The sequence below is a fragment of the Janthinobacterium sp. BJB446 genome (assembly GCF_002735655.1).
In the GTDB taxonomy this organism is placed as follows: domain Bacteria; phylum Pseudomonadota; class Gammaproteobacteria; order Burkholderiales; family Burkholderiaceae_D; genus Janthinobacterium; species Janthinobacterium lividum.
Map to the genome: position 1 here is coordinate 418926 of NZ_PDZK01000002.1, position 24053 is coordinate 442978.

Sequence of the window (24053 nt, forward strand, 5' to 3'; positions counted from 1 at the left end):
CAGAGCGCCACCAGCGCTTCCGGCAAATTATTGCCGCGCTACCCGCGCAGCCAAGTAAACTGCTGCTTTTATTGATTCGACCGCAACACGGCCAGACCGGAACCACATGAAGAACACCCGCTGCACGGCATGGATAGCCGATTTCCTGGAAAGCGACCCACCGCGCTCGAAGTCCCTGGTGATGACCATCTTTGGCGACGCCATCGTGCCGCGCGGCGGCGCCATCTGGCTGGGCAGCCTGATCGAACTGCTGGCGCCATTCGGCGTCAATGACCGTTTATTGCGTACCAGCGTGTTCCGCCTGGCGCAGGAAGGTTGGCTCAGCTCGCAGCGCGATGGCCGCCGCAGCGCCTATACGATACGCCCGGAGGCGCTGGCCCGCTTCGAACGCGCCTACCGCCGCATCTATGCGCCGCTGGTCGTGCACTGGGATGGCAGCTGGACTCTGGTGATCGGGCCGGCCGGCAGCATCGGCGCTGCCGAGCGGGGGGCGCTGCGCAAGGAATTATTATGGGCCGGCTATGGCCTGATTTCACCGGGTATCTTTGGCCACCCTGCCAGCAATACGGAGGCGCTGGAAGATATCCTCGTGCGCAATGAGGTGCAGGGCAAGCTGTATGTTTGCCACACAACAGAGTTGCCGGGCGTCAGCACGCGTCCCCTGCGCGACATGGTGGGCGACTGCTGGGACTTGTCGGAAGTGATGGCTGGCTACGAAAAATTCATCGCCAGCTTCCAGCCGCTGCTGACCCTGCTGCAAGAAGCGCCCGTGTTCGATGCGGAGCAAGCGTTCGTCATCCGCTCGCTGCTGACGCACGCCTACCGCCGTGTGCAGTTGCACGACCCGCAACTGCCCGTCGAACTGCTGCCCGAGCCGTGGCCCGGCACGCAAGCGTATGCGCTGGCCCGCGACCTCTACCGCCTTACCTACGCGGCGGCAGAGGAACATATCCTGGCCACCCTGCGGCGCGAGGATGAGCAGGCGGCATCTGTCGAGCCATGGTTTTTTGAACGTTTCGGCGGACTGAACACCTGACAAAACGTCCATGGCGGCGTTGCAGGGCCTGGGCGTACGTTCGTACTGCCTGCGGCCCTGCACCTTGCCCTGGCCATTTTTCAGGCGTTCAGGATTTGCTCACTACTGCGTTCACTGCTTGTTCATGGCGACGACCTGCTTGGCCCCCGCCAACAAATCCTGCCCCAGCTTTTCCAGCGCATTGGCCTGCACCAGCATGGTGTCGAGGATGGCGGCATTGAAGGTGAATTCGGCCGGCGTGGTATAGCCGGGGAAACGTATGATGCGCAGCAATTCCTGCAAGGTCGTGCCCTTGCCCAGGTGCGCCAGGGCATCGCTGAGGGCGCTGACTTTCTTTTCCAGTTCGCGTATGTGTTTGCCGTTGTCATCCATGATGCTCTCCCCGTATTGAAGCTATCACGTTAGCAAAGCGCGTCCATCGTCGTTTGCGCCAGCACAAAGACTACTGCAAAACAGGTATCATCGCGCCATTGCACACGATGCAAAACCCATACGTTTTTATCAGGAACACACATGACCATTAAAATCAGCCAGCAATTCGATGCCGGCGCGATCGAGGTGCTGCGCGCCGACGATGCCCAATCCATCGAGCTGAACATCCGCAAGGATTCCCACGCCGACATCACGCAGTGGTTTTACTTCCGCCTGCAAGGCGCGCAAGGCGAGGCGTGCACGATCCGCTTCATGAATGCCGGAAAATCGGCCTATCCGGACGGCTGGAAAGATTACCAGGCCGTGGCCAGCTACGACCGCGAAACCTGGTTCCGCGTGCCCACCAGCTTTGATGGCACCGTGATGACTATCGAACACACGCCGGAAGAAGAAAGCGTGTACTACGCCTACTTCGAGCCATATCCATGGGACCGCCACTTGGCCCTGATCGACAGCGCGCAAGCGTCGCCGCTGGTGCGCTTGATCGACCTGGGCAGCACCGTGGAAGGCCGCGACATGAACCTGCTGGTGGTCGGTGACGCCGATGCAGAGAAGAAAGTCTGGGTCATCGCGCGTCAGCATCCCGGTGAAACGATGGCCGAATGGTTTGTTGAAGGCATGCTCGAAGCCTTGCTGGACCAGGCCAATCCGTTTGCCCGCCAGTGCCTGCAGGACGCCGTCTTCTATGTGGTGCCGAACATGAACCCGGACGGTTCCGTGCATGGCAACCTGCGCACCAACGCGGCCGGCGCCAACCTGAACCGCGAATGGATGACGCCTACCATGGAACGCAGCCCGGAAGTGTTCCTGGTGAAACAAAAAATGCATGAAATCGGCTGCGACCTGTTCCTCGACGTGCATGGCGACGAAGGCTTGCCTTACGTCTTCGTGGCTGGCAGCGATGCGCTGGAAAATTTCACGCCGGCACAAAAGGCCGAGCAAGACCGCTTCATCGCCGACTTCAAGGTGGCCAGCCCCGACTTCCAGGATGAACACGGCTATGAAGACGGCCCGTTCACGCCGGAAGTGCTGACCATGGGTTCGCCCCATATCACCCACGCCTTCGGCTGCCTGTCGCTGACCCTGGAACTGCCGTTCAAGGACAACGCCAACGATCCCGACCCGCAAACGGGCTGGAGCGGCGCCCGCAGCGCCGCCCTGGGCGTTGCCGTATTGCAACCGATCCTGGCCACCTTGCGCGCTTAAGCCTTACCGCAGTCACGCGGCCCGACCTCGCAGGCGGGCCGTGCTTTTCTCTCAGCCCTTGGCTACCTTGCGCAAGGCTTCCACCAGCCGGTCCAGATGCGACTCGGGCGTAAAGATGCCCGGCGTGACGCGCACGCACGCGCCACTGGCAAGGCCGTCGCGCGGCACGGCCAAGATGCCGTGTTCCTGTACCAGCTTTTTCGACAGCGCATAGCTGTCGGCCACGCTCGTCTTGCCCTTCAGGCGGAACGAAGCGATGGCGCTCGTCAGGCGCGGATCGGCCGATGCCAGCACCTCGATGCCCTCGATGGCGCGCGCCGCTTCCACCCAGCGGTTGCGCAGCAGTCGCAGCCGCGCCTGCTTGTTGGCCACGCCGATCTGCGCATGCAAGTCCAGCGCCACCGGCAAACTCAGATAGGCAGCGAAATTGACCGTGCCCGTGTGCACGCGCGTGCGGATATCGTCGCCCGTCTTTTCTCCCATATATGCGTCGATATCAACCACCCTGCCCCGCTTGATATACGCAGCACCCACGCCAACAGGCGCGCCTATCCATTTATGCAGGTTGATGCCGGCAAAATCCGCCTGCAGGTCAGGAATCGTCATGTCCAGCTGGCCGAAGCCGTGCGCCGTATCGACGATCACGTCGATACCCCGTGCGCGTGCCAGGCGGCTGATCTCGGCCACGGGCAAGACCATGCCGTTGCGGTGATTGACGTGCGTGAGCAGCATCAGTTTCAAGGTCGGATGGCGTTCCATGGCAGCAACATAGGCGGCGATGACGCCATCATGCGTAAACGGTTCCGGCATGGCAATCGACACGACCTGGGCGCCGCGCCGCTGCTGCAACCAGCGCGTGACGGTGATCATATTGTCGTAATCGATATCCGCGTACAGCACCGTGTCGCCGGGACGCAGGCGGTTGTAGCCGGCGATCAGGACTTGCAGCGCTTCCGTGGCACCGCGCGTCAGCACGATTTCATCGATGCCCACGCCCAGCGCCCTGGCCGCCGCCGCGCGCGCCGCCTCGAAATCGGCCGGAAAGCGCATGCGCGCATACCAGGCGTTGTCGCGGTTGACCATGGCCAGCTGCTGCTCGTAGTGGCGCAGCACGGGCCTGGCCATCGAACCCCAGAAAGCATTGTCGAGTTGCACGATGGCATCGGTCGTGTCGTACTGCGCGGCCACGGCCTGCCAGTAAGCCTGGTTGCTGGCCAGGGCATCCGGCGTGGTGCCGGCCGGCACCGATGGCAAGGACGGAGGCAGGGCGGCAGATGCTGCCGCAGCCGATCCTGCGCCCGCCGCCATGGGCAGCGCTGCCGCCAGCGAACCCGCGCGCAACAGGGCGCGGCGTTGTGGATTCATCGTCATCTCCCTTAGAATTTCACTTTGTACTCGACGTACAGGTTACGCCCGTCCGTGTCGTACGGCGCATTGCGCGAATAGATCAGACCGCGGCTGGCCTGGAAGGTTGCTTCGTCAGGATACTTGTCCAGCACGTTGTCGATACCCACGCGCACGGACTGCTTGTCGCTGATCTTGTAGCTGGCCGCCAGGTCGAGGAATTGCATGGCGCCAAAACGCTGGAAGATATCGCCCGTGGCATTGCCGGAATTGTCCGTCCACGCGCCGTAATAGCGCACGCGGGCCAGGGTATTCCAGTTGCCCAGGTCATAGTTGCCGCTGATGGTGGCTTTCTGGCGCGGCAAGCGCTCCTCGAAGACCTGGCGCTGGGCCGCATTCGTCACCAGGCTGGACTTGCCGTCGTCGACTTTCGTCGTGTTGTAGTTGTAGGCCAGGGTCAGGTTCAGCTTGCCGTCGCCGATACGGCTCAGGTGGCTGCCGACGATATCGATGCCGCGCGTGGTGGTGTCGAAGTCATTCGTGAAGTAGCTGACCGAGGTGTAGCGCAGCGGATTGACCACGCCGGCCGGCACGGCAAACGCGGCGGACGTGCTGAAGCGGTCGCTGACCTTGATGTCATATACGTCGACGGAACCGGAGAAGCCCGCCGGCGTTTTCCACGTAAAGCCCAGCGACAGGTTTTTCGATTTTTCCGGCTTCAATGCCTTGGCGCCCAGCAGGATGGCCAGCGGATCGTTGTTGGCCAGGCGGCCGCTGGTAAACAGCAGCAGGGTCTTGGTGTCGAGGCCTTGATTCGTGCTGTTGGTGTTCGACTGGCCCGGCGTTGGCGCACGGAAACCTGTCGAGTAGGAACCGCGCAAGGCCATGTCTTCGCTCAAGGCATAGCGGGCCGACAACTTGCCGTTGACGGTGCTGCCGAATTCCGAGAAATGTTCATAGCGGGCCGCGCCGCCCAGGCTCAGGGCCTTCGTGACGGGCACTTCCACGTCCAGGTAGGCCGCATAGCTGTCCTGGCCCCAGCTGCCCGCCTGGCGGTCGCTGAAGCCTGGCGCGCCATTCGCATTCGCGTCGAGGCCGATGGCAGCGCCCGGCCCCACCGTCCAGGACGCCACGTCGCCCGCCTTCACGCCATAGGTTTCATTGCGCGCCTCCGCGCCGAAGGCGATGTTGACCGGTTGCGGCAGGGACGCTACGGGCAATTCATAGTTGAAGTTGGCGTTGAGAATCTTTTCCACCTGCGACAACTGGCCCAGGTAAAACGATGTCGGGCTGCCCGGTCCCATCGAGGCGTTGATGGAATTGGCCAGGTTGTAATCGATGCGGTTGCGGCCCCAGGAAGCGCTCACGTCCCAGCCGAAGCGGTCGTTGAAATGGCCGCGCACGCCGGCCACCACCTGTACATCATCCTGCTCGTTCGAATAGCTGGGGCTGAAGCCCAGCGGATAGATGCTGCGCAAGTCCCAGCCAGGGAACAGGCTGCTGGTTTTATACGCGCCCGTGCTCGTGTCCGGGTTGCGCCAGTTGAAATCCGAGGTGCCGTCACTGCGGCTGAACAGGCCGAAACCGTACAGTTCCGTCGTGTCGGACAGGGCCATGCTGGCGTTGAAGCCGATGCGCTTGCTGTCGAGTTCAGGCTGGCCCCAGCGCTGCACGGGATTCGGCACCTTCAGTTCCGGATGCGCATTCTGGAAAGCGATGGCGTCGGCCCGCTGGCGCGTGCGCGACGTGGGGTCGGACTTGGCCAGCGCGCCGAAAATCGTCGCCTTGCCCGTCTCGCCAAAGGCAAAGCCCGTCTTCAGGTTCACTTCATTGCCCTTGCCGTCGCCTTCCGAATATTGCGAATGGTGCAAGGAGACCTCCGTGCCGAGCGTATCGTCGAGAATGATGTTGATCACGCCGGCAATCGCGTCGGAGCCGTACTGGGCAGAGGCGCCGTCGCGCAGCACCTCGATGCGCTTGATGGCGGAGGCGGGAATCTGCGCCAGGTCCGGCGCCTGCGCGCCACGCGCGCCGAGCAAGGCGCTGCGGTGGAAACGCTTGCCATTGACCAGCACCAGGGTCTGGTCCGGCGACAGGCCGCGCAAGGTGGCGGGACGCACGAACACTTGCCCGTCAGCCATCGGCAGACGCTGCACCACATATGAAGGCACGAGTTGCGCCAGCACATCGTTCAAGTCCGACGATTCAACGGCGCCGATATCTTCGCGGTTGAACACATCCACGGGCGCCATGGTGTCGAACTGCGTGCGGTTGCTGCCGCGCGTGCCCGTGACGATGACGGCTTGCGGGGCTTCACTGGCGTCGCTGGCGGAAGCTGGCGCAGCGGGCGCGGCACCATGGGCTTGGGCCGGATGGGCGAACAGGGCGTTCATGGCACACAACAGGGCCACCGCGCGGGCGATGCGGGTACGGGAGTAGGTCATGGAGAGGGTCACTATGCAGGTTGGATCAACAACAACGCGTCACGGCAAGACTCGCATCTTGCATGAAATATCACGAAGTTCGGCTTACTTACATTAAAAGCATCTAAATAGCGCAGATAACGTCAGATGGCGACATCATACGAAGGCAATATTTCATCCGTATGACGAGCTGATCACTACTACCAAGCCGCCGCATGCACACTGCCCCGGCGGCCGGCGGCGACTGGCATTCCCCTGACCGCCAGTTTGCATTCGCGCGCAGAGAGAAACATGCGGTGGCAGCGAGAGGAGAAATGGGGGCAACAACGAGACAATTCGATAGATTTCCTACAATCAACACTCCCTATAATGCGACCGCGCAACGACACGCATGCTTGTCGCTATATTAGGTTGTGAAGATGAAGAAACAAACCATACTGTGCGCGCTCGTCAGCCTGCTCACCCTCTCCGCTTGCGGCGGCGGCGGTAGCGGAGGTAGCGGCGGGAATGGCAGCAATCCGGATCCTAAACCGGTGGTGCCGCCGACACCGGTGCTGGCATCCATCAATGCCGCAGATGCATTAAAGAAATTCCTGGGCAGCGACCTGACCATCTCGAATCTGGCCTCCAATGATGGCTATCTGGGGTCGGCGACGTTAATCGTCAGCCAGGAATTCGGACAGCCTGCACCATTCATTACCAATGGCGTATCGCAACAAGCAGCGTCCGTCAAAGTCATTTCACTGCTGCGCAGCAATGCCAGCGGCAAGCTGCTATACCGGAACACCTGGAAACTGCATCTGGACGCAAACATGCAGCCCATCGGCATGGCACTCGGCTATGCCGATGCCGGCTACAAAGCGTGCATGTCCGTCACGGGCCACGAAGCATTGCCCGCTCTCAGCAATGCATCCGGCACGTATTTTTCGGGCGTGCAAACGTCGGCGTATGTCGAAGGTTTCAAAGCCGGGAAGTACGCGAATTACTGCGACCCCAGCGCCACCACGACCACCAATGTGGAATGGTCGGTTGCGGCAGGTTCGCCAAATCCCTATTTCTGCCTGACCATGCCTGGCAGCATGTCCAAGACCAAGACGCGGATGTGCGTTCCAGTCGATGCGGCCGGCACGCAGAATAATTCCGCATGGGTCCGACTTTACAACGAGGACGGCAGTGTCGCGATCGACTACAAGAACACGGTCCTGAATAAACCGGTGGAACAATTGGGAACCGCCGTCGATGCCAACAACTATTGGTACGGCGCCGTATGGCGTCCGCAAGACGGCTATGTCTACCAGCGCTACCAGGATAGCAAATTTGCATCCGAGCAAGCATGCAGGGACCAGACGGCAATTAACTGGAAAGCCACCTGGGACGCCTCGAATATTGCGTGGATGTGCGTCAACGTCAAAACGACGTAGAACGGTAAGGTAGTCCCCCGGCCTGCCAGCAACCATGCCGCTGGCCGGGGTGTGTCAGGGCGGGGCTTAACCGCCCGCCACCACCATGCTCTCGATGAGGATGGAGCCGGTTTCCTTGGTGCCGCGGCGCAAGGCGTCTGCGCCCACGGCCACGATGTTGCGCAGCATGTCCTTCATGTTGCCGGCGATGGTGATTTCTTCCACCGGATACTGGATCACGCCGTTTTCCACCCAGAAACCGGCCGCGCCGCGCGAATAGTCGCCCGTCACGTAATTGGTTCCTTGTCCCATCAGTTCCGTCACCAGCAAGCCCGTACCCAGCTTTTTCAGCATGGCACTAAAATCGTCGCTGGCAGCCGTCTGCTTCGAGGTCAGGTACAGATTGTGCGAGCCGCCCGAGTTCCCCGTCGTCTGCATGCCCAGCTTGCGGGCCGTGTAAGTCGACAGGAAATAGCCTTGCACCACGCCATCCTTGACGACGTCGCGGCTGACGGTTTTCACGCCCTCCTCGTCGAACGGGGCCGAACCGACGCCGCCGATCACGTGCGGGTCTTCGAAGATCTGCACGTGCGACGGCAGCACTTGCGTGCCCAGGGAATCGTTCAGGAAAGTGGACTTGCGGTACAGGGCGCCGCCCGAGGTCGCTTGCACGTAGGTACCGAGCAAACCGGCCGCCAGCGGCGCCTCGAACAGCACGGGACAGGTGCGCGTGCCCAGCTTGCGCGCGTTCAGGCGCGACAGGGCGCGCTCGGCGGCGTAGCGGCCGATGGCTTCCGGGCTCGACATCTTGGAGGCGTCGCGCACGGACGAATACCAGTCGTCGCGCTGCATCTTGGCGCCCTTGCCGGCGATGGGCGCCACGGACAGGGTGTGGCGCGAAAACGGGTAGCCGCCGATGAAGCCGCGCGAATTGGCGGACACAAAGTGCGATTGCTGCACGTGCACCCCGGCGCCTTCGCTGTTCGTGATGCGCGGATCGACGGCAAACGCGGCCGCTTCGGCCCGCTGGGCCAGCACGACGGCTTCCTCGGCGGAAATGAGCCAGGGATAGAACAGTTGCAAATCGCGGGGGGCCATTTCCAGCATGTCGGCGTCGGCCAGTCCCGCGCAATCGTCCTCGGCCGTGAAACGGGCGATGTTGTAGGCGGCGTCCACCGTGGCGCGCAGGGCGGACGGCGAGAAATCGGAGGTACTGGCATTGCCGCGCTTCTTGCCCACAAACACGGTCACGCCCATGCCCTTGTCCTTGTTTTGCTCGATCGTTTCGATCTTGCCTTTTCGGACAGAAACGGAGAGGCCACCGCCTTCGCTGACTTCGACGGCAGCGTCGGTGCCGCCCGCTTCCCGCGCAAAAGACAACACATCACGGGCTAGTTGCTGCAATTGCTCTTGACTATGGGTAAATACGGAGTCGTTCATGCGCTGTTTTCTTCGGAAAGCCGCTAAAAAGGTTATCATAGCAGTCGTTTACAGTTTACAGGTGCGGCCTACGCGGCCAATCCCGCCTTATCATGCCAAATCCAAACCGGGGAGCTTGCGGCTTCCAATCGACCGAATTCGAACAGGAATATGAACGTCCTTCGAAGTCGGAACTCAAGCGCCAGATGACCGTCCTGCAAAAGCTGGGCGAAGAACTCGTCAATGAGGCACGTGACCGCGTCAAGCGCGTCCCGATGCCGGAAGACGTGCGCGACGCCATTCTCGAATGCCAGCAAATCAAGGACCACGAAGGCCGCCGCCGCCAGCTGCAATACGTGGGCAAGAAGATGCGTACCCTGGATGAAGAAGAAGTTGCCGCCATCCAACGCACCATCGATAGCTGGAAAGGCTTGTCGAAAGCCGACACGGCCAATATGCACGCGATGGAGCGCCGCCGCGACAAACTCTTGACGGATGACAAGGCATTGACCGTCTTGCTGTCGGAAAACCCGGAACTGGACGTGCAGCACCTGCGCACCCTGATCCGCAATGCCCGCAAGGAGCAGGCCGAGAACAAGCCACCAAAAGCTTACCGTGAAATCTTCCAGATCTTGAAAGAGATCGCCAAGAAGAACAACAGCGGCAAGAAAGATGCCGATGAAGATGACGTTGAGCAAGAAGACGACGAATAAACCCCAGCTCCAGGGCTTGGGTTGACAAAAACCGGGATCAGCCCGGTTTTTTTACGACATAGACAGGTGCCCCATGACCACGATAGAAGACGAATTGATTATCGGCCTTGTGTCGATCTCGGACCGCGCCAGCGGCGGCGTGTATGAAGACCTGGGCATCCCGGCCCTGGAAAGCTGGCTGTCCGCCGCCATCCGCACGCCATTCCGCCTGGAAAAACGGCTGATCCCGGACGAGCGCTCGCAAATTGAAAACACCCTGATCGACATGGTCGATCTGAGCCACTGCCATCTGATCCTGACGACGGGCGGCACGGGCCCGGCGCGCCGCGATGTGACGCCGGATGCCACGCTCAGCGTCGGGACCAAGGAAATGCCCGGTTTCGGCGAACAGATGCGCCAGATCAGCCTGCGCTTCGTGCCGACGGCGATCCTCTCGCGCCAGGTGGCCGTGATCCGCGAGACGCCAGAGCGTGCCGCCCTGATCATGAACTTGCCGGGCCAGCCGAAAGCCATCAAGGAAACCCTGGAAGGCTTGAAGGATGCCGACGGCGTGCAACTGGTCAACGGTATCTTTGCCGCCGTGCCATATTGCATCGACCTCATCGGCGGCCCCTACATGGAAACCGACCCGGCCATCTGCAAGGCCTTCCGTCCCAAATCGGCGCTGCGTCCGGCGCAACCTTTACCTGAGGAAAATACATGAGCACCTTGCTGGAAACCATAGAACTCGACAGCGCACCGAATCCCACCGTCTCCATCATCTGGATGCACGGCCTGGGCGCGGACGGTAACGACTTCGTGCCCCTGGTGAAGGAACTCGATTTGCGCGGCTGCCCCGCCATCCGCTTCATCTTCCCCAGCGCCGGCACCATGCCCGTCACCATTAACAACGGCTATGTGATGCGCGCCTGGTACGACATCCTCGTGAGCGACCTCGTGCGCCGCGAAGATGAAGGCGGCTTGCGCGCCTCGCAGGCACAGGTCGAAGCGCTGATCGCGCGCGAAAAGGCGCGCGGCATTCCCGCCAGCCGCATCATCCTGGCCGGCTTCTCGCAAGGCTGCGCCATGACCTTGCAAACGGGCTTGCGCCACGCGGAACCGCTGGCTGGCCTGATGTGCCTGTCAGGCTACCTGCCGCTGGCCGACAAGACGGCGACCGAACGTACGCCGGCGAGCCTGCAGACGCCGATCTTCATGGCGCACGGCACGGCCGATCCCGTGGTACCGATCGCCCGCGCGCAGCAGTCGCGCGACTTGCTGACAGGCATGGGTTACAAGTTGGAATGGCACGAGTACATGATGCAGCACTCGCTGTGCCAGGAAGAGATCGACGCCATCGGCGCGTGGCTGAAAAAAGTGCTGGCATAAAACAAAACAGGCGCGGTATGCGCCGCGCCTGTTGTCTTGCCAAACGCCGGGAACGATCAGTTCGCCGGCGTTTTTTCATTCCAGATTTTCAGCATGTCGGGCGAGGCTTCCGAACGGATGCCGTTATCCGTCAGTATCGATTCCGTCGCTGCCAGCATGTCCTTGCGGGGCACGACGACCAATTCCGCATCGCGCTGCTGGAAACGGAACGTCAGCAACTCATCCGTCTGGTCGCGCAGCAAGGCCACCAGGTGCGCCAGGCTGCGCACGCGCACGCCATTGACGGAATCGACGACCGAGAAGAAACGGGTGCTGTAGCCATTCATCAGCTTGTGCGGGAAGAACGGCGCGGCAATCACCACCAGCTCTTCGCGCTCGCTATCGGGCGCATCGCCGCGCCGCGTGGCCAGCGGATTGCCGGCAAACGCCATGCCGCCCAAAATCGTTGGGTTGCCATTCGGCGCCGCCATGAATTCCGTGGTGGCGCGCGAAAACACCATGGGGCCGAAGATGAAATAGGATGGGTAATTGCCCTGCAGGCCGGCAATGAGCATCGGGTGCGCGGCAGAGACGGGCACCTTGATTTTCAGGGGCGCGCCCTGGCGCACCACCGTCAACGGCAGTTCGCCATCTTTCGCCAGTTGCTGCACCCGGTACTGGAAACGCACGCGGCTGTTGGCATTCAGCTTGACCATGCCCTGGTTATCGATGGGAAAATCGCCGATATGCGTGATGACATCCCACTCCTTGAGCGGATAGGCGGCATCCTTGCTGGCCGGCGACATCACGACGGCGCCCTCGACGCCCTTGGCCAGCTTCAGGTAGGTGCGCAGCGCCGGGTTTTCCAGCGTTTGCGTCACGTCGCGCATGGCCGGCTTGCCCTTGGGCGCGCCACTGTCCTGGTCGCGCAGGAACAGCTCGATTTCCTCGTTGGGGATGATGTAGCCGATGTTTTGCGCATTGAGCATGCCGGCAAAGGCCAGGCCGATCATCTTGTCGCCGGCAATCACGGGGCCGCCGCTATTGCCCGGGTTGATGGCCGCATCGATCTGGATGCGCAGGCCGGAGACAGGAAAGTTGTAGCGCACGAATTCGATGCGCGAGACGATGCCCTTGGTGATCGACAAGGACGTGCCGCCCGTCGGATAGCCATACGCCAGCACGGCATCGCGCACGTCCGGCAAGACATTGGCGCGCGGCACCGCTTTGTGGCTGGCGAAAAAACTGTCGTCATCGATTTTCAGCAAGGCCAGGTCCATGCCGCGCGAGATGGCCAGCACGGTCGCCGGGATCTTGTCGCCCGCGCCATTCGCCTGAATCTGCACCTGGCTGGCATAGCCGACCACATGCGCATTGGTGAGGATGCGGCGGCCTTCGATGACGACGCCGGAGCCCGTCACTTCTTGCGGCGCCGCCTTGCTCCACGGTTTATACGGATCGGGCCCGCGCAGGGTGGAAAACACCTTGACGACGGAATTTTCCAGGGCGGAAGCGCTGGCGCTGGCGGCCGTCTCGGCGGCAAGCGCACGCACCGTCATCAAGGGACAAAAAGAAAGGGCCAGCGCCAGGAAGGCGCGGCCCATCAGGGTGAAGCACGGACGAGTTTTCATTGAGCTTGTTGGCAATGGAAGGGAAGTAAAATTATATATTGAATAATTGCAACTTCATTACACTTTGTCCATCTTTGCCAGAAAAACTCCTCTCATCAGGCGGGCATGGGCGGCACGCCCAATGCCGGCACGGCCGTCTGCGCGCCATTCATCACCATGGCCAGGAAGGTGTAGTAGCCATTGATACCCATCAAGTCGACCACGCCATGCTCGCCAAACAGCGCCAGCGCCCGCGCATACGTGGCATCGCTGACGCGCTTGTTCTGCTGCAACTCGACGCAGAAGTCGTGCACGGCTTGCTCATCTTCTTTCAGGGCAAGCGGCATGCGCCGCGCGGCAATGGCGTCCACGGCCGCTTGCGCGATGCCGTTCTGCACGGCCAGCGGCGCGTGGATGGCCCACTCGACTTGCTGGTCCCACTGGCGCGCCGTCACCAGAATCGCCAGTTCCGACAGCCGCGTGCCGATGGCGCTGCGGTAGCGCAAATATTCGCCCATGCGCTGCGCCGTTTCCATCAGTTCGGGACTGCGGATCAGCGGCACGAAGGGGCCGTACAGGGCGCCGCGCGGACCATCGATGATGGCTTGCGCGGCCGCGCGCTGCTGGGCGTCGAGCTGGTTCAGCGGCAGCGGCGGCAAACGGTCGATATCGCTACCGGCCATCAGGCAGTCCAGGCGACCACGTCCTGTTGCTGTTCGCCGAGGCCGGCGATACCCAGGCGCATGCTGTCGCCTTTTTTGAGGAAGCGCTGCGGCTTGCGGCCCTGGCCCACGCCCGGCGGCGTGCCCGTGGCGATGACGTCGCCCGGTTCCAGGGTCATGAATTGCGACAGGTAGCTGACGATCTGCGCCACCGTGAAGATCATGGTTTGCGTATTGCCCGTCTGCATGCGCTTGCCATTGACTTCCAGGTACAGGTCCAGATCCTGCTCGTCGATGACTTCATCGCGCGTCACCAGCCACGGGCCGACGGGGCCGAAGGTGTCGCAGCCCTTGCCTTTGTCCCACTGGCCGCCCCGTTCCAGCTGGAACGAGCGCTCGGAAATGTCGTTGACGACGCAGTAACCGGCCACGTATTTCAGGGCATCCTCTTCGCTCACGTATTGCGCGCGCGTGCCGATGATTACGCCCAGCTCCACTTCCCAGTCCGTCTTTTTCGAGCCTTTCGGCAGCACGACATTGTCGTCCGGGCCATTCAGGCAAGTAATGGCCTTCATGAAGACGATGGGCTCGGCCGGGATAGCCATGCCGGACTCGGCCGCGTGATCCGCGTAATTGAGGCCGATGCCGATGAACTTGCCGACTTTCGCCAGCGGCACGCCGAAGCGTGGATTGCCGCGCACCAGGGGCAGCGTCTTTTCGTCCAGCTTGGCCAGCTTGCGCAGTGCCTTGTCGGACAGTTGCGCGCCGTCAATATCGGCAATCACGCCGGACAGGTCGCGCAGTTTGCCTTCTTCATCGATCAGGCCCGGTTTTTCCTTGCCTGGACGTCCATAACGAACGAGTTTCATAGTCTTCCTTGGAGTTGATCATTGCCGCTGTGCAGGCTGCCATTTTACCGGATGGTCCGGCACGCCTGTAGCGGTGAATGAAAAACATCGCAAGTCCCGGCAGTTGCAAGGCCGCCAGCACACCAAACGCCGCCTGGTAAGCCTGCGGCGGATACTGCTGCTGGCTGTTCAGTGGCCAGCAGCCGAGGATCAAGCCAAAGCCCGCCTGCACCAGGAAGGCGCCCGTGAAAATGAGCAAATTGAGGCAGGTGGCCGCCCTGCCCGTCAAGCTGGCCGGCATGCTTTGCGCGACGATCGCATACTCGAGCCCTGTCACCGTGCCCAGCAGGGTAAACAGCACGGATAGCAAAGGCAGGCTGGGCACCACATTGCATGCCATCGCCACTTGCACGGCGACAAACAGGACGATGCCCACGCCCGCCACTTGCATGGGTGCAATACCGCGCCGCCCGGCCCACTCCGTCAGCATGCCCATGCCGATGGCGCCGAAGATGACGGCCGCCATGCCCAGGTACAACAGATATGCCACGCTGTCATCGGACATGCCGCCCACGTCGGCCAGCCAGCGCCCCACCCACAAGCCTTGCACGCCAAAGAACACCGTGTGCGGCAACAGGATCAGCGCGATGGTGCGGCGAAAGGCCCGGTCACGGTAGACACTCCACACGCTGACCTTGCTCATGGCCACGGCAGGCAGGGGCAGGGCCGGCGACAGCAGACGGATCAGCAAGCCGATGGCCAGCGCCGCCAGCGCCAGGCCCAGGAAGACGCCGCGCCAGTCCGTGTAGTGCAGGGCCAGCTTGACGGGCATGGTGGCCGTGGCCGCGCCCAGGCCGCCCACGGCGATCAGGTAGCCATGCACGGAAGGCAGACGCGATGGCGCGATGGCGCACGAGATCGCCTTCACGGCCGCCATGAAACAGCCGCCCAGGCCCGCCCCCATCAGGGCGCGCGCCCACATCAGTTCGGCAAAGCTGTGGCCCCGGCTGAACAGCCACACGCCCAGGGCGGCCAGCGCCAGCAGCCACAGTTGCACCGTGCGGGGGCCGTAGCGGTCGAGCGCCATGCCAACTGGCAATTGCACCAGAGCAAAGGCGAGAAAGAAGGCGCTGGTCAGCAGGCCTAGCTGGGCTGGCGTCAGGGCGATGGCGCCCAGTAATTCCGCCGTCAGCACGGCATTGACGCCGCGCAACAGGCACGACAGGTAGTGCCCGAGCGCGAACGGCAGGAACACGAGGCAAAACACGGCCACGCCGGAGCGGGAAGAGCCGCCGGCGCCGTGCATGCTCAGGCGGCCTGTGCCAGGCGGATGATTTTATGCGGCACGTGCGGCATGGGTTCATCCGTTTCGAAGAAGAATTTCTCCTGGCCAAAGGCTGGCTTCAAATCGTCCATCCACGTCGCTTCCGCATCGAACTTGGCATAAAACGGCCGGCGCACCCAGTCCGGGTTGCGCGCCTGCAAAAATTGCAGGGCAAACAGTTTTTCGCCATGGATGGTGACGATGCCGTCGATGACGATCTTGCCGGGGAAGGCGCTCATGGACGGTCCGCGCACCGTGCGCGACAGGCCGGACACCATCTGGTAGGCGGCCTGGAAAATCTCGTGCGCCTTCGCCAGGGGCAACTCGAAATAGGCGCGCGGGCCCGTGTCCCGTTCGACAAACATGTAATACGGAATCGCCCCCAGGCGCGTGCCCGTCTGCCACAGCTCGGCCCAGCTTGCCGGGTCTTCGTTGATGTGGCGGATCAGCGGCCCCTGCATGCGCAAGGTGGCCCCCGTGGAGACGATGCGTTTCACGGCTTGCTGGGCGATGTCCTGGCGCAACTCGACGGCATGGCTGTAATGGCCCATCACGGCCAAGTTCTTGCCCGCCTTGACGATGCGCTCGAACAGGCGCATCAAGTCGTCCGCATCGCGGTCCGAGACAAAGCGCTGCGGCCAATACGCCACCGCCTTGGTGCCGATGCGGATGTTCTGGATGTGTTCCAGGCCCGGCGCCAGCAGCGGCTCCAGGTAGGCGGCCAGTTGCCGCGTATTCATGATCATCGGGTCGCCGCCCGTGATCAGCACGTCCGTCACTTCCGGATGCAGTTGCAGGTAGGCGGCCAGTTCATGCGACTCGTGCGCATCGAACTTCATGTCGTCCATGCCGACGAACTGGGGCCAGCGGAAGCAGAAGGTGCAATACGCGTGGCACGTCTGTCCCGCGCTGGGAAAAAACAGCACCGTTTGCGCATATTTATGCTGCAAACCGCGCACGGGCGCATCGTTGACCCGAGGCACGTTGTGCGTCATCTGGCCGGCTGGATGGGGATTCATGCCCAGGCGCAAACCATGCACATAGGCGTCGATGGCCGCCTTGTCGCGCTGCACCAGCACCAGCTCGCGCAAGTGCGCGTACTGCTCGGGCGGCAGCATGTCGCGGTGGGGGAAGACGAGGCGGTAGATGGGGTCGTCCGGGATGTTGTTCCAGTCGATCAACTGATCGAGCACATAGGCATTGGTGCGAAATGGCAAGACGTGCGACACCACTTGCACGGCTTCGCGCTGCTCTTCCGGCAGCCATTCCCACTGCCGCGCCTGTTGAATGGTGTGCCGCGTATACGGCTTGAACTTGGGTGAAAACGGCTCGGTAATGGGTGCGGACACGATCTGCTCCTTGCCTGTAAATAGCGATAACTTTCATGAAACCAGCCCCATATCGGCCAATTCCAGCTTCTTCCTCCCCCATACCCGGCCAGCTCGGCATGCTGTGAAAGTCATCATAGTTCTTGCTGCCTGGAACCAAATTGCTACATATCAACAAGCCGTCGATACGTTGCATGCTGCCGACAAGCAACACCGTAGTTTGTTCCATCGCAATTTGATGGGACCGCCGGCGACGTAAATTACGACTTGGCAACACATCCCTCGATACCACAAGGAGCTTTCATGAAACGCTTATTCACGGGTAGCCTGCTGTGCCTGGCATTTGCCGGCGGCAGCGTCAGCGCCGCGGTCGAACCAACGGAAAAAGACGCCATCGCCATGGCCGAACGGGGCGCCGCCTTCATGAAGGCGCATGGCAAGGAAGAAATGATGAAGAAAATCACGGCGAAAGACCCGGACTTCGTGCAGGGCTCGCTGTATGTGGACATGCGCGACATCAAGACGGGCATCGTGCTGGCCCACCCCATCAATCCTTCCATCGTGGGCAAGGATTTGACGGATGTCCCTGACGCGAATGGCAAGAAATATCGCCGTGAAATCATCGAGCTGGCGCAAAAGCAGGGCAAGGGCTGGGTCGACTACCAGTACAAGAATCCCACCAGCGGCAAGATCGAGCCGAAGACCACGTACATCCTGCGCGTCAACGATGTGGTGCTGGAAGCGGGGATCTACAAGAAATAGGGCAAGGGCGGCGCGCACGAACGCCGCGCGCCGCCTGCGGTTGGAACAGCCATAGCCAGGGAGTCAAGCATGCTCAATCGATTACGCATCGGACCAAAATTATTGCTGGCGCCCACCCTGGTCCTGCTGCTGCTGATACTCAGCTCGACCGGCGCCTGGTATGGCATGGTGCGGCAAAATGCCTCACTGGAAAACATGGTACGGGTACGCATCACGCATTTGAAGGCGGCCGCCGACGTACTAGGCGAGGCCAGGCATGTGCACGGCAATATGTACCAGTTGCTGTCGTGGACGAATGGCAGCTTCGCCAAGGCCCGCCTCGATACGCTGGAGCAACAGATCAAGGCGCGCCATGCGGCCATCGGCACCCAGCTGGCCACGCTGCGCGCCACGGCCACGGGCGCCGAACGCACCCTGGTCGATGCGGCCATCACGGCCCTGGCCGGCTATCGCAAGGCGGTGCTGGAAACCATGGAAATGGCGCAGATGGACCAGTCGATCGCCACCAATTCCATGCTCAAGGCGGAAACCCAATTCGTCCAGTTCAATACGCAGCTGACACAACTGTCCGCGCTGGAAACGACGCTCAGCAGCCAGGCCCATGCGACGGCCAGCGCCGAGTTCCGCACCTTGGGCTGGAGCCTGCTGTTGACGGTGCTGCTGTCGATCCTCGTCTCCATCGTGGTGACCATGCTGGTGCGGCGCGCCATGCTGGTGGAAATCCGCGGCATTGCCGACGCCGTGCAAGACCTGGCGGCGGGCAAGCTGATGGCCGGTGCGCCCAAGCAAGGCAATGATGAAATCGCCGCCACGTCGCGCGTGCTGGACCAGACCATCGCCCACCTGAACCAGACCTTGCGCACCATCATGGGCGCCGTGCAATCGATCGACACGGCCTCGCGCGAAATTGCCACCGGCAACCTGGATCTGTCGGCGCGCACGGAAATGCAGGCCAGTTCGCTGGAAGAAACGTCGAGCGCCATGGAAACGCTGACGCAAGCCGTGAATGACAACGCCGACAACGCCCAGCTGGCCTGCGAGCTGGCGGGGCAAGCATCGACCCTGGCCGTGCAAGGGGGCGCGTCGATGCAGCAAGCCGTGACGACGATGGCGACAATACGGGCCAATTCGCACCAGATCGTGGACATTATCGGCGTGATCGATGGTATTTCCTTCCAGACCAATATCCTCGCGCTGAATGCGGCGGTAGAAGCGGCGCGCGCGGGCGAACAGGGCCGCGGCTTTGCCGTGGTGGCGTCCGAAGTGCGCACCCTGGCGCAGCGCTCGGCCCAGGCGGCCAAGGAAATCAAGACCCTGATCGCCACCTCGGTCACCACCATCGATGGCGGCAGCGTAGCCGTGCAGCAGGCGGGCGACAGCATGGACGCCATCGTGGCCTCGGTGCAGCAAGTCAACGAGATCATCCAGCGCGTGAAAGAGGCCAGCGCCGAGCAGGCCTCGGGCATCACGGAAGTGAATCAGGCCGTCGCGCAAATGGATGACGTCACCCAGCAAAATGCGGCCCTGGTGGAGCAGGCGGCAGCGGCGGCGGCCAGCTTGCAGGACCAGGCCGTCAAATTGTCGGCGGCCGTGGCCGTGTTCACCCTGGACGAGCGCCCGGCCGCGCCGAGCGGCCATACCGAAGAAGAAGCGTTCCGGCAACCTGCCAGTGCGCAACAGGAGCGGCGCGCACTGCATAGCCCGCTACGCCGCATGCCCGGCCTACGTGCCGCCAAGGATGCCTCGCGGCGCCAGCGCAGCTAGATGGCGGGCACGCGCATCGGTTTACTCAGATAGCGCGAACCGGCCAGCACGAAACGCCACGGCGTCTCCATCGCCTTGGAAATGCCGATACGCGAGCCCGCCTGCACCGTCACCTCTTCTTCGCGGGCCAGCAGCATGAACGGCGGGGCATCGAGCGCCAGGCGGTTTTGCAGATAGCTCACGCCGAGCGCCTGGCACACCTTGCCCGGCCCCGAGCACAACAGCCGCGCATCCTCGACGCCGCGCCGCTCGCGCATGGCATCGAGTCCCGCCACGGGTTCAATCGCGCGTATCAGCACGCCCGCCCCATGCCCTGCTTCGCGGCACACGAAATTCAGGCACCAGTGGATGCCGTACGAGCGGTAGACATAGGCGTGCGCGGGCGGGCCGAACATGGCCGCATTGCGCGGCGTCATGCCGCCATACGTGTGCGAAGCGGGGTCCAGCCGGTCATACGCTTCCGTTTCCACGATACGCCCGCCGACGCCGTCGACCAGAACGGTCACGCCGATCAACTGGCGCGCCACGCTGCTGGAATCGTCCGCAAAATCGATACCCGCAAGGATTTTTTTCATCCGGCAATTGTACTGCCGCACATCCCGCCGCACGCCTTGCCCCGCCTTGAAAACAAATACAACTTGATCTTTTCATCATGAATATCAGGATGGGCAGCGTCGTAAAATGACGAAAATGGCGGCGAGTCCAGGCCAAAACGGGAATTTTTGCGACAATATATTGCAGATATGAACTATTGCCATGCATAAACAGCGATAATCGTCGGGCACTGCGCCAGACGCTCATGAAGCGGGCAGCGGCAGCGCACGACAGAATAAGCACCGGGCACAAAAATGATGATGAAAGCGTGATGATGAGAGCGGCAGCGCAAAAGCAGGTAGAGCAGGAAGATCCGGTTGACGCCTTGATGCGTTCCATCCGCATCCCGCCGCGTCCCAGCCTGCTGGTCGACTTGCAGCGCGAACTGGCGGAGCAAGACCCGTCGCCGCGCCGCATCGCGCGCATCATCGCCGACGATGTCGGCATGTCCGGCGCCCTGCTGAAACTGGCCAACTCGCCCTTCTATGGCGCCGCGCGCAAGGCCAAGTCCGTCGAGCAAGGCATCAACTTTCTCGGCATCAACCAGTGCAGCGCCATGATGACGGGCTTGCTGGCACGCCAGGCGCTGGAAGCGGAAGGCGTGGAACTGACCAACTTCTGGGATGTGTCGGCCAAACGCGCGCGCGCGCTGGTATTTACCTCGCGCAAGCTGCGCATCGCCCCGCCCGACATCGCCCATACCTTCGGCCTGTTCTGCGACATCGGCGTGCCCCTGCTGATGAACCGTTTTCCCGACTACGTCAATACCTACGCGGCGGCGGCCAACGATGCACACAATTGTTTTACGACCCTGGAAGACGCGCGCCACCAGACCAACCACGCGGCCATCGGCTGCTTGCTGGCACGCAACTGGGGCCTGTCCTCGGACGTCTCGTGGGCCATCCTGCACCACCACGACTACACGGTGCTGGCCGACCCGTCCACGGACGACGCCATCCGCTCGCTCGTCGCCCTGTCGCTGCTGGCCGAAAAGGGCATTCAGCGCTACCATGGCAACAGTACCTCGCTGGAGTGGGACAAGGGCGGAGAACTTGCCTGCCAGCATCTCGGCCTGTCGCAGGAAGAAGCTGCCGACCTGCTCGACGAACTGCACGAGATGTTCGATACCGACCATTGATGTATCGGGCGGCCGCGGCCGCCTGTATGATCTGCTCCGGCGTCTGGCATAGCCCTGGCGCCCGTTTCCGTTTGCCTGACCCGTATTTCTTAACCTGTTGATCGCCATGCCCAAAAATAAGCGCCCTGTCCCCCGTAAATCCGCCAACACGCCTGAAGACAAGGACGAGTCCGTCACGCGCATGCTGTGCACGATGGCCCTGAACCTGGCGGAGCAGGAAGACAGCGAATCGCAAGGCACGGTGCTGGCCGAGCAAGCCGTCGAGTTCGGCCGCCTGATCCGCAAGGCCTTGAATCAAAAGAAGGATGAAATCCTGTATGACGCCATCGAGCGCGCCAAGTACGAAGACGTGGGCGCCTACCAGTATTTGCGCAGCCATATCGAGGAAGCGGCGTCCATTTCCGTGATCCGCCGCGAGAATGCCCCGGCCATGGAAATCAACGCCTTTGTCGTGCCCCTGCTGGTGCAAAGCACGGGCGGCCTGACGGAAGCGGACAGCTTCCAGGACCAGGACGCTTTCGAAGCGCTAGTGAAGAGTTTCCAGCAGGCAGAACTGGAAAGCGCCAAGGCCAAGGTCGTCTTGATGAGCCATGCCTACGACCTCGATGAAATCGACCGCATCACCTATAGCCATTTGCACGAGATGGTGCGCGATGCCTACGCGTCGATGACAGACAAGAAGATCGTCGCCACGCCGGGCCTGGAAAGCAGCATCGTCGGCTGGAGCGAGACGGCCTTCGGCCCGCAGGACACGGCCGTCGAGCTGCGCTTCCTGCTGGGCTTTGCCTTGAAACGCGTGGACGACCCGTTCTATGCGGAACCGAAGGACGAAGCGGCGCTCGACGCCTGGTTCGATGCGCGCATGGCCCGCTACCAGCAATGGACGACGGAAGTGGGTGATCTGGTGAAACGCTGCCTGGCGCCGGCCGGCAACGCCCTGGAAGTGAGTTTCCTCTATCAGGATCTGTTCCACGGCGGTAAGGAACAAGGCATGAGCGAGTATGCGATGCTGCAGATGATGTCCGGCATCAACCATGCCTTGGCGGAAAACAACGTGGATGCCGGCGACGTCTCGGTGGTCGTCGGCCCGGCCGATGAACACGGCGAAATGCTGCTGCGCGTCAACGTCAGCACGGCGGGCGGCGAGCTGCTGCACAGCGCCGACAAGCCGCTGGACCTGGCCGCCGACCTGCAGGACGAAGTCGACGACATCTGCGATGCGCTGGCCACTATCGGCGTGACCCGCTTGTCCGTGGCGCTGAAATTCGACGCCAAGGGACAGCCGCTGGAAGCGCAGCCGTACGCGCCGGCATAAGTCCCGTCGCCTCCCCCGTCGCCTGCCATCTTGGCAAGCGGCAATTATCAAGATACCATCTCCGCGAGCGCGCGCCAGCCTGGCGCACCTTCCGGAGATGCGCATGCCCCAGCCGCAACTGATCAATATTGTCACCCATGTGCTGGCCGGCAGCGCCGCCATCGGCCTGGGCCTGTTCCTGCTGACCACGGCCAAGGGCACGCCGCAGCACCGCCGCCGCGGCAGGCTGTTCGCGTGGCTGACCTTGCTGGTCTGCGCCACGGCCGCCATCGGCAATCTGCTGTTTGACTATCGCCCCGTCTTTGCCGTGCTGACGGTGCTGGTGCTGTACCAGCTGCTGAGCGGCTGGCGCGCCGTGTACACGCGCGATGCCGGTCCGCAAGCCGTCGATGGCGCGATGACGGCAGCCGCGCTGGCGGCGGGCGGGATGATCCTCTTGCGCCTGCAGCACGATGCTTCCGGACAGCAAACCATCGTCGTGCTGTCATCGCTGGGCGGCCTGGCCACCATCCTCGTCTACGACAGCGCGCGCTGGCTCTTTCCCCGCCGCTGGCATGGCATGTTGTGGCGCTATGAACATATCTACAAGCTGCTCGCCTCGCTGTTCGCCATGCTTTCGGCCGCCGCGGGCAACCTGCTGCGCATGGGCCAGCCCTGGACGCAGCTGGCGCCATCCCTGCTGGGCTTGATCTGCATCGCCTGGTTCTGGCGGCGCCAGTACCGGCAGGAACAGGCGCAGCGCCTCATGCATAGGCTTGCCGCCTGACATGCCATCTCACCGGCGCAAAACCAGCCACGCCTGCAATTTCTGCGCATACGCCAAGGTGTAGGCGGGGCTGCTCGACGGCAAACTGACGATGCGGTAGCGCTGCGCGTGCTCGCCCAGCACCTTGATGCCCAGCTTGGCGGCCGTGCCGCCGTTGAAGGCGATCGTGTCCAATTGCGGCAGGCTGGCGGCCAGGGCCACCAGGTCGTTGTCGTCGCGGGCGCGGATATTGCTGTCCAGGCTGCCCGTGCGCTGCGCCTGCGCCACCACGTCCCACAGGCCCACGCCGCGCGCCAATAAGGTACTCAAGCGAACTGCGTAAGGCAGGCTGGTCAGATCCACGCCCAGCACTTCGCCCAGCAACCTCCAGAACTTGTTTTGCGGATGCGCATAGTATTGGCTGTGCGCCAGCGATTTTTCTCCGGGCAGGCTGCCCAGTATCAGCAAGCGCGTATCGGCGTCGACGACGGGATCGAAACAGCGCTTGCGCGGGTCGGCGGCCACGTCTGGCAAGAAGGCTGGGCTATTCAAATGAGCGGTCCGGAAGGGGAAATGAAGGGCCATTTTACCCGGCCACGCGACGGTGTAGAATTCCCGGACAACCATCCCTATACAAGAGACC

The 24053-nt window shown here is 62.3% G+C and carries 22 protein-coding genes; 11 read left to right on the plus strand and 11 right to left on the minus strand.

Annotation, left to right across the window (positions count from 1 at the left end; genetic code table 11):
- Positions 1-106: 106 nt before the first annotated feature.
- Positions 107-1036, plus strand: coding sequence for a phenylacetic acid degradation operon negative regulatory protein PaaX (paaX, locus tag CSQ92_RS17580; RefSeq protein WP_034780406.1), 930 nt, complete (start codon positions 107-109; stop codon positions 1034-1036).
- A 111-nt stretch (positions 1037-1147) separates the two neighbouring features.
- On the opposite strand, the gene CSQ92_RS17585 is transcribed toward paaX, so the two are convergent.
- Positions 1148-1408, minus strand: a complete 261-nt coding sequence (locus tag CSQ92_RS17585; protein WP_034780410.1) for a hypothetical protein — start codon at positions 1406-1408, stop codon at positions 1148-1150.
- Positions 1409-1549: 141 nt separating this feature from the next.
- Between CSQ92_RS17585 and CSQ92_RS17590 the strand changes: the two genes are divergently transcribed.
- Positions 1550-2674 (plus strand): M14 family metallopeptidase, encoded by a 1125-nt coding sequence (locus tag CSQ92_RS17590; protein WP_099394912.1) that lies wholly within the window; start codon positions 1550-1552, stop codon positions 2672-2674.
- Between the two features lie 51 nt (positions 2675-2725).
- Here the strand turns inward: CSQ92_RS17590 and CSQ92_RS17595 are convergent, their stop codons facing one another.
- Both CSQ92_RS17595 and CSQ92_RS17600 read right to left on the minus strand, forming a co-directional pair.
- Positions 2726-4039 carry an aminotransferase class V-fold PLP-dependent enzyme gene (locus CSQ92_RS17595; RefSeq protein WP_099395097.1) on the minus strand — a complete coding sequence of 438 codons (1314 nt, stop codon included), beginning with the start codon at positions 4037-4039 and terminating at the stop codon, positions 2726-2728.
- Between the two features lie 11 nt (positions 4040-4050).
- Positions 4051-6462: a TonB-dependent receptor plug domain-containing protein gene (locus tag CSQ92_RS17600; protein ID WP_218964077.1), complete on the minus strand. Its 2412-nt coding sequence runs from the start codon at positions 6460-6462 to the stop codon at positions 4051-4053.
- A gap of 398 nt (positions 6463-6860) precedes the next feature.
- On the opposite strand from CSQ92_RS17600, the gene CSQ92_RS17605 reads away from it, so the two are divergent.
- Positions 6861-7862 carry a hypothetical protein gene (locus tag CSQ92_RS17605; RefSeq protein WP_143450383.1) on the plus strand — a complete coding sequence of 334 codons (1002 nt, stop codon included), beginning with the start codon at positions 6861-6863 and terminating at the stop codon, positions 7860-7862.
- A gap of 66 nt (positions 7863-7928) precedes the next feature.
- Here the strand turns inward: CSQ92_RS17605 and pmbA are convergent, their stop codons facing one another.
- The gene (pmbA, locus tag CSQ92_RS17610) at positions 7929-9281 is read right to left on the minus strand and encodes a metalloprotease PmbA (protein WP_099394914.1); all 1353 of its coding nucleotides are present in this window, start codon (positions 9279-9281) and stop codon (positions 7929-7931) included.
- A gap of 92 nt (positions 9282-9373) precedes the next feature.
- On the opposite strand from pmbA, the gene yjgA reads away from it, so the two are divergent.
- The 3 genes from yjgA to CSQ92_RS17625 all read left to right on the plus strand — a co-directional run bounded on the left by yjgA (position 9374) and on the right by CSQ92_RS17625 (position 11341).
- Positions 9374-9973, plus strand: a complete 600-nt coding sequence (gene yjgA / locus CSQ92_RS17615) for a ribosome biogenesis factor YjgA (RefSeq protein ID WP_092607599.1) — start codon at positions 9374-9376, stop codon at positions 9971-9973.
- Positions 9974-10046: 73 nt separating this feature from the next.
- On the plus strand, positions 10047-10676 hold the full coding sequence (gene mog / locus CSQ92_RS17620; RefSeq protein ID WP_099394915.1) for a molybdopterin adenylyltransferase: 630 nt from the start codon (positions 10047-10049) through the stop codon (positions 10674-10676).
- Positions 10673-11341 (plus strand): alpha/beta hydrolase, encoded by a 669-nt coding sequence (locus CSQ92_RS17625; protein ID WP_099394916.1) that lies wholly within the window; start codon positions 10673-10675, stop codon positions 11339-11341. The genes mog and CSQ92_RS17625 overlap by 4 nt, the downstream gene beginning before the upstream one ends.
- A 56-nt stretch (positions 11342-11397) precedes the next feature.
- Here the strand turns inward: CSQ92_RS17625 and CSQ92_RS17630 are convergent, their stop codons facing one another.
- The 5 genes from CSQ92_RS17630 to CSQ92_RS17650 form a co-directional block, all read right to left on the minus strand.
- Positions 11398-12951, minus strand: a complete 1554-nt coding sequence (locus CSQ92_RS17630) for a S1C family serine protease (RefSeq protein ID WP_225317427.1) — start codon at positions 12949-12951, stop codon at positions 11398-11400.
- Between the two features lie 95 nt (positions 12952-13046).
- Positions 13047-13613 (minus strand): carboxymuconolactone decarboxylase family protein, encoded by a 567-nt coding sequence (locus CSQ92_RS17635; protein WP_099394918.1) that lies wholly within the window; start codon positions 13611-13613, stop codon positions 13047-13049.
- Positions 13613-14461 carry a fumarylacetoacetate hydrolase family protein gene (locus CSQ92_RS17640; protein WP_034746323.1) on the minus strand — a complete coding sequence of 283 codons (849 nt, stop codon included), beginning with the start codon at positions 14459-14461 and terminating at the stop codon, positions 13613-13615. Before CSQ92_RS17640 ends, CSQ92_RS17635 begins: the two co-directional genes overlap by 1 nt.
- Positions 14406-15746, minus strand: coding sequence for an MFS transporter (locus tag CSQ92_RS17645; protein WP_257219258.1), 1341 nt, complete (start codon positions 15744-15746; stop codon positions 14406-14408). The genes CSQ92_RS17640 and CSQ92_RS17645 overlap by 56 nt, the downstream gene beginning before the upstream one ends.
- 2 nt (positions 15747-15748) lie before the next feature.
- Positions 15749-17113: a KamA family radical SAM protein gene (locus tag CSQ92_RS17650; protein WP_257219259.1), complete on the minus strand. Its 1365-nt coding sequence runs from the start codon at positions 17111-17113 to the stop codon at positions 15749-15751.
- 282 nt (positions 17114-17395) lie between these two features.
- On the opposite strand from CSQ92_RS17650, the gene CSQ92_RS17655 reads away from it, so the two are divergent.
- Together CSQ92_RS17655 and CSQ92_RS17660 are read left to right on the plus strand one after the other, a co-directional pair.
- Positions 17396-17854, plus strand: a complete 459-nt coding sequence (locus tag CSQ92_RS17655; RefSeq protein ID WP_034780434.1) for a cache domain-containing protein — start codon at positions 17396-17398, stop codon at positions 17852-17854.
- Positions 17855-17923: 69 nt separating this feature from the next.
- Entirely contained in the window at positions 17924-19618 is a 1695-nt protein-coding gene (locus CSQ92_RS17660) for a methyl-accepting chemotaxis protein (protein WP_099394920.1), read from the plus strand.
- Here CSQ92_RS17660 and CSQ92_RS17665 read toward each other — a convergent pair.
- Complete coding sequence (locus CSQ92_RS17665) at positions 19615-20193, minus strand: DNA-3-methyladenine glycosylase (protein ID WP_099394921.1); 579 nt, start codon at positions 20191-20193, stop codon at positions 19615-19617. The two genes, CSQ92_RS17660 and CSQ92_RS17665, sit on opposite strands and share 4 nt — an antisense overlap.
- A gap of 290 nt (positions 20194-20483) precedes the next feature.
- Here CSQ92_RS17665 and CSQ92_RS17670 point away from each other — a divergent pair, with 290 nt between their 5' ends.
- The 3 genes from CSQ92_RS17670 to CSQ92_RS17680 all read left to right on the plus strand — a co-directional run bounded on the left by CSQ92_RS17670 (position 20484) and on the right by CSQ92_RS17680 (position 23431).
- Positions 20484-21350, plus strand: coding sequence for an HDOD domain-containing protein (locus tag CSQ92_RS17670; RefSeq protein ID WP_034780441.1), 867 nt, complete (start codon positions 20484-20486; stop codon positions 21348-21350).
- Positions 21351-21456: 106 nt separating this feature from the next.
- Positions 21457-22665 (plus strand): hypothetical protein, encoded by a 1209-nt coding sequence (locus CSQ92_RS17675; RefSeq protein ID WP_099395100.1) that lies wholly within the window; start codon positions 21457-21459, stop codon positions 22663-22665.
- Between the two features lie 103 nt (positions 22666-22768).
- Positions 22769-23431, plus strand: coding sequence for a hypothetical protein (locus tag CSQ92_RS17680; protein WP_099394922.1), 663 nt, complete (start codon positions 22769-22771; stop codon positions 23429-23431).
- Between the two features lie 9 nt (positions 23432-23440).
- Here the strand turns inward: CSQ92_RS17680 and CSQ92_RS17685 are convergent, their stop codons facing one another.
- On the minus strand, positions 23441-23962 hold the full coding sequence (locus tag CSQ92_RS17685; protein ID WP_099394923.1) for a DNA-deoxyinosine glycosylase: 522 nt from the start codon (positions 23960-23962) through the stop codon (positions 23441-23443).
- Positions 23963-24053 lie beyond the last annotated feature (91 nt).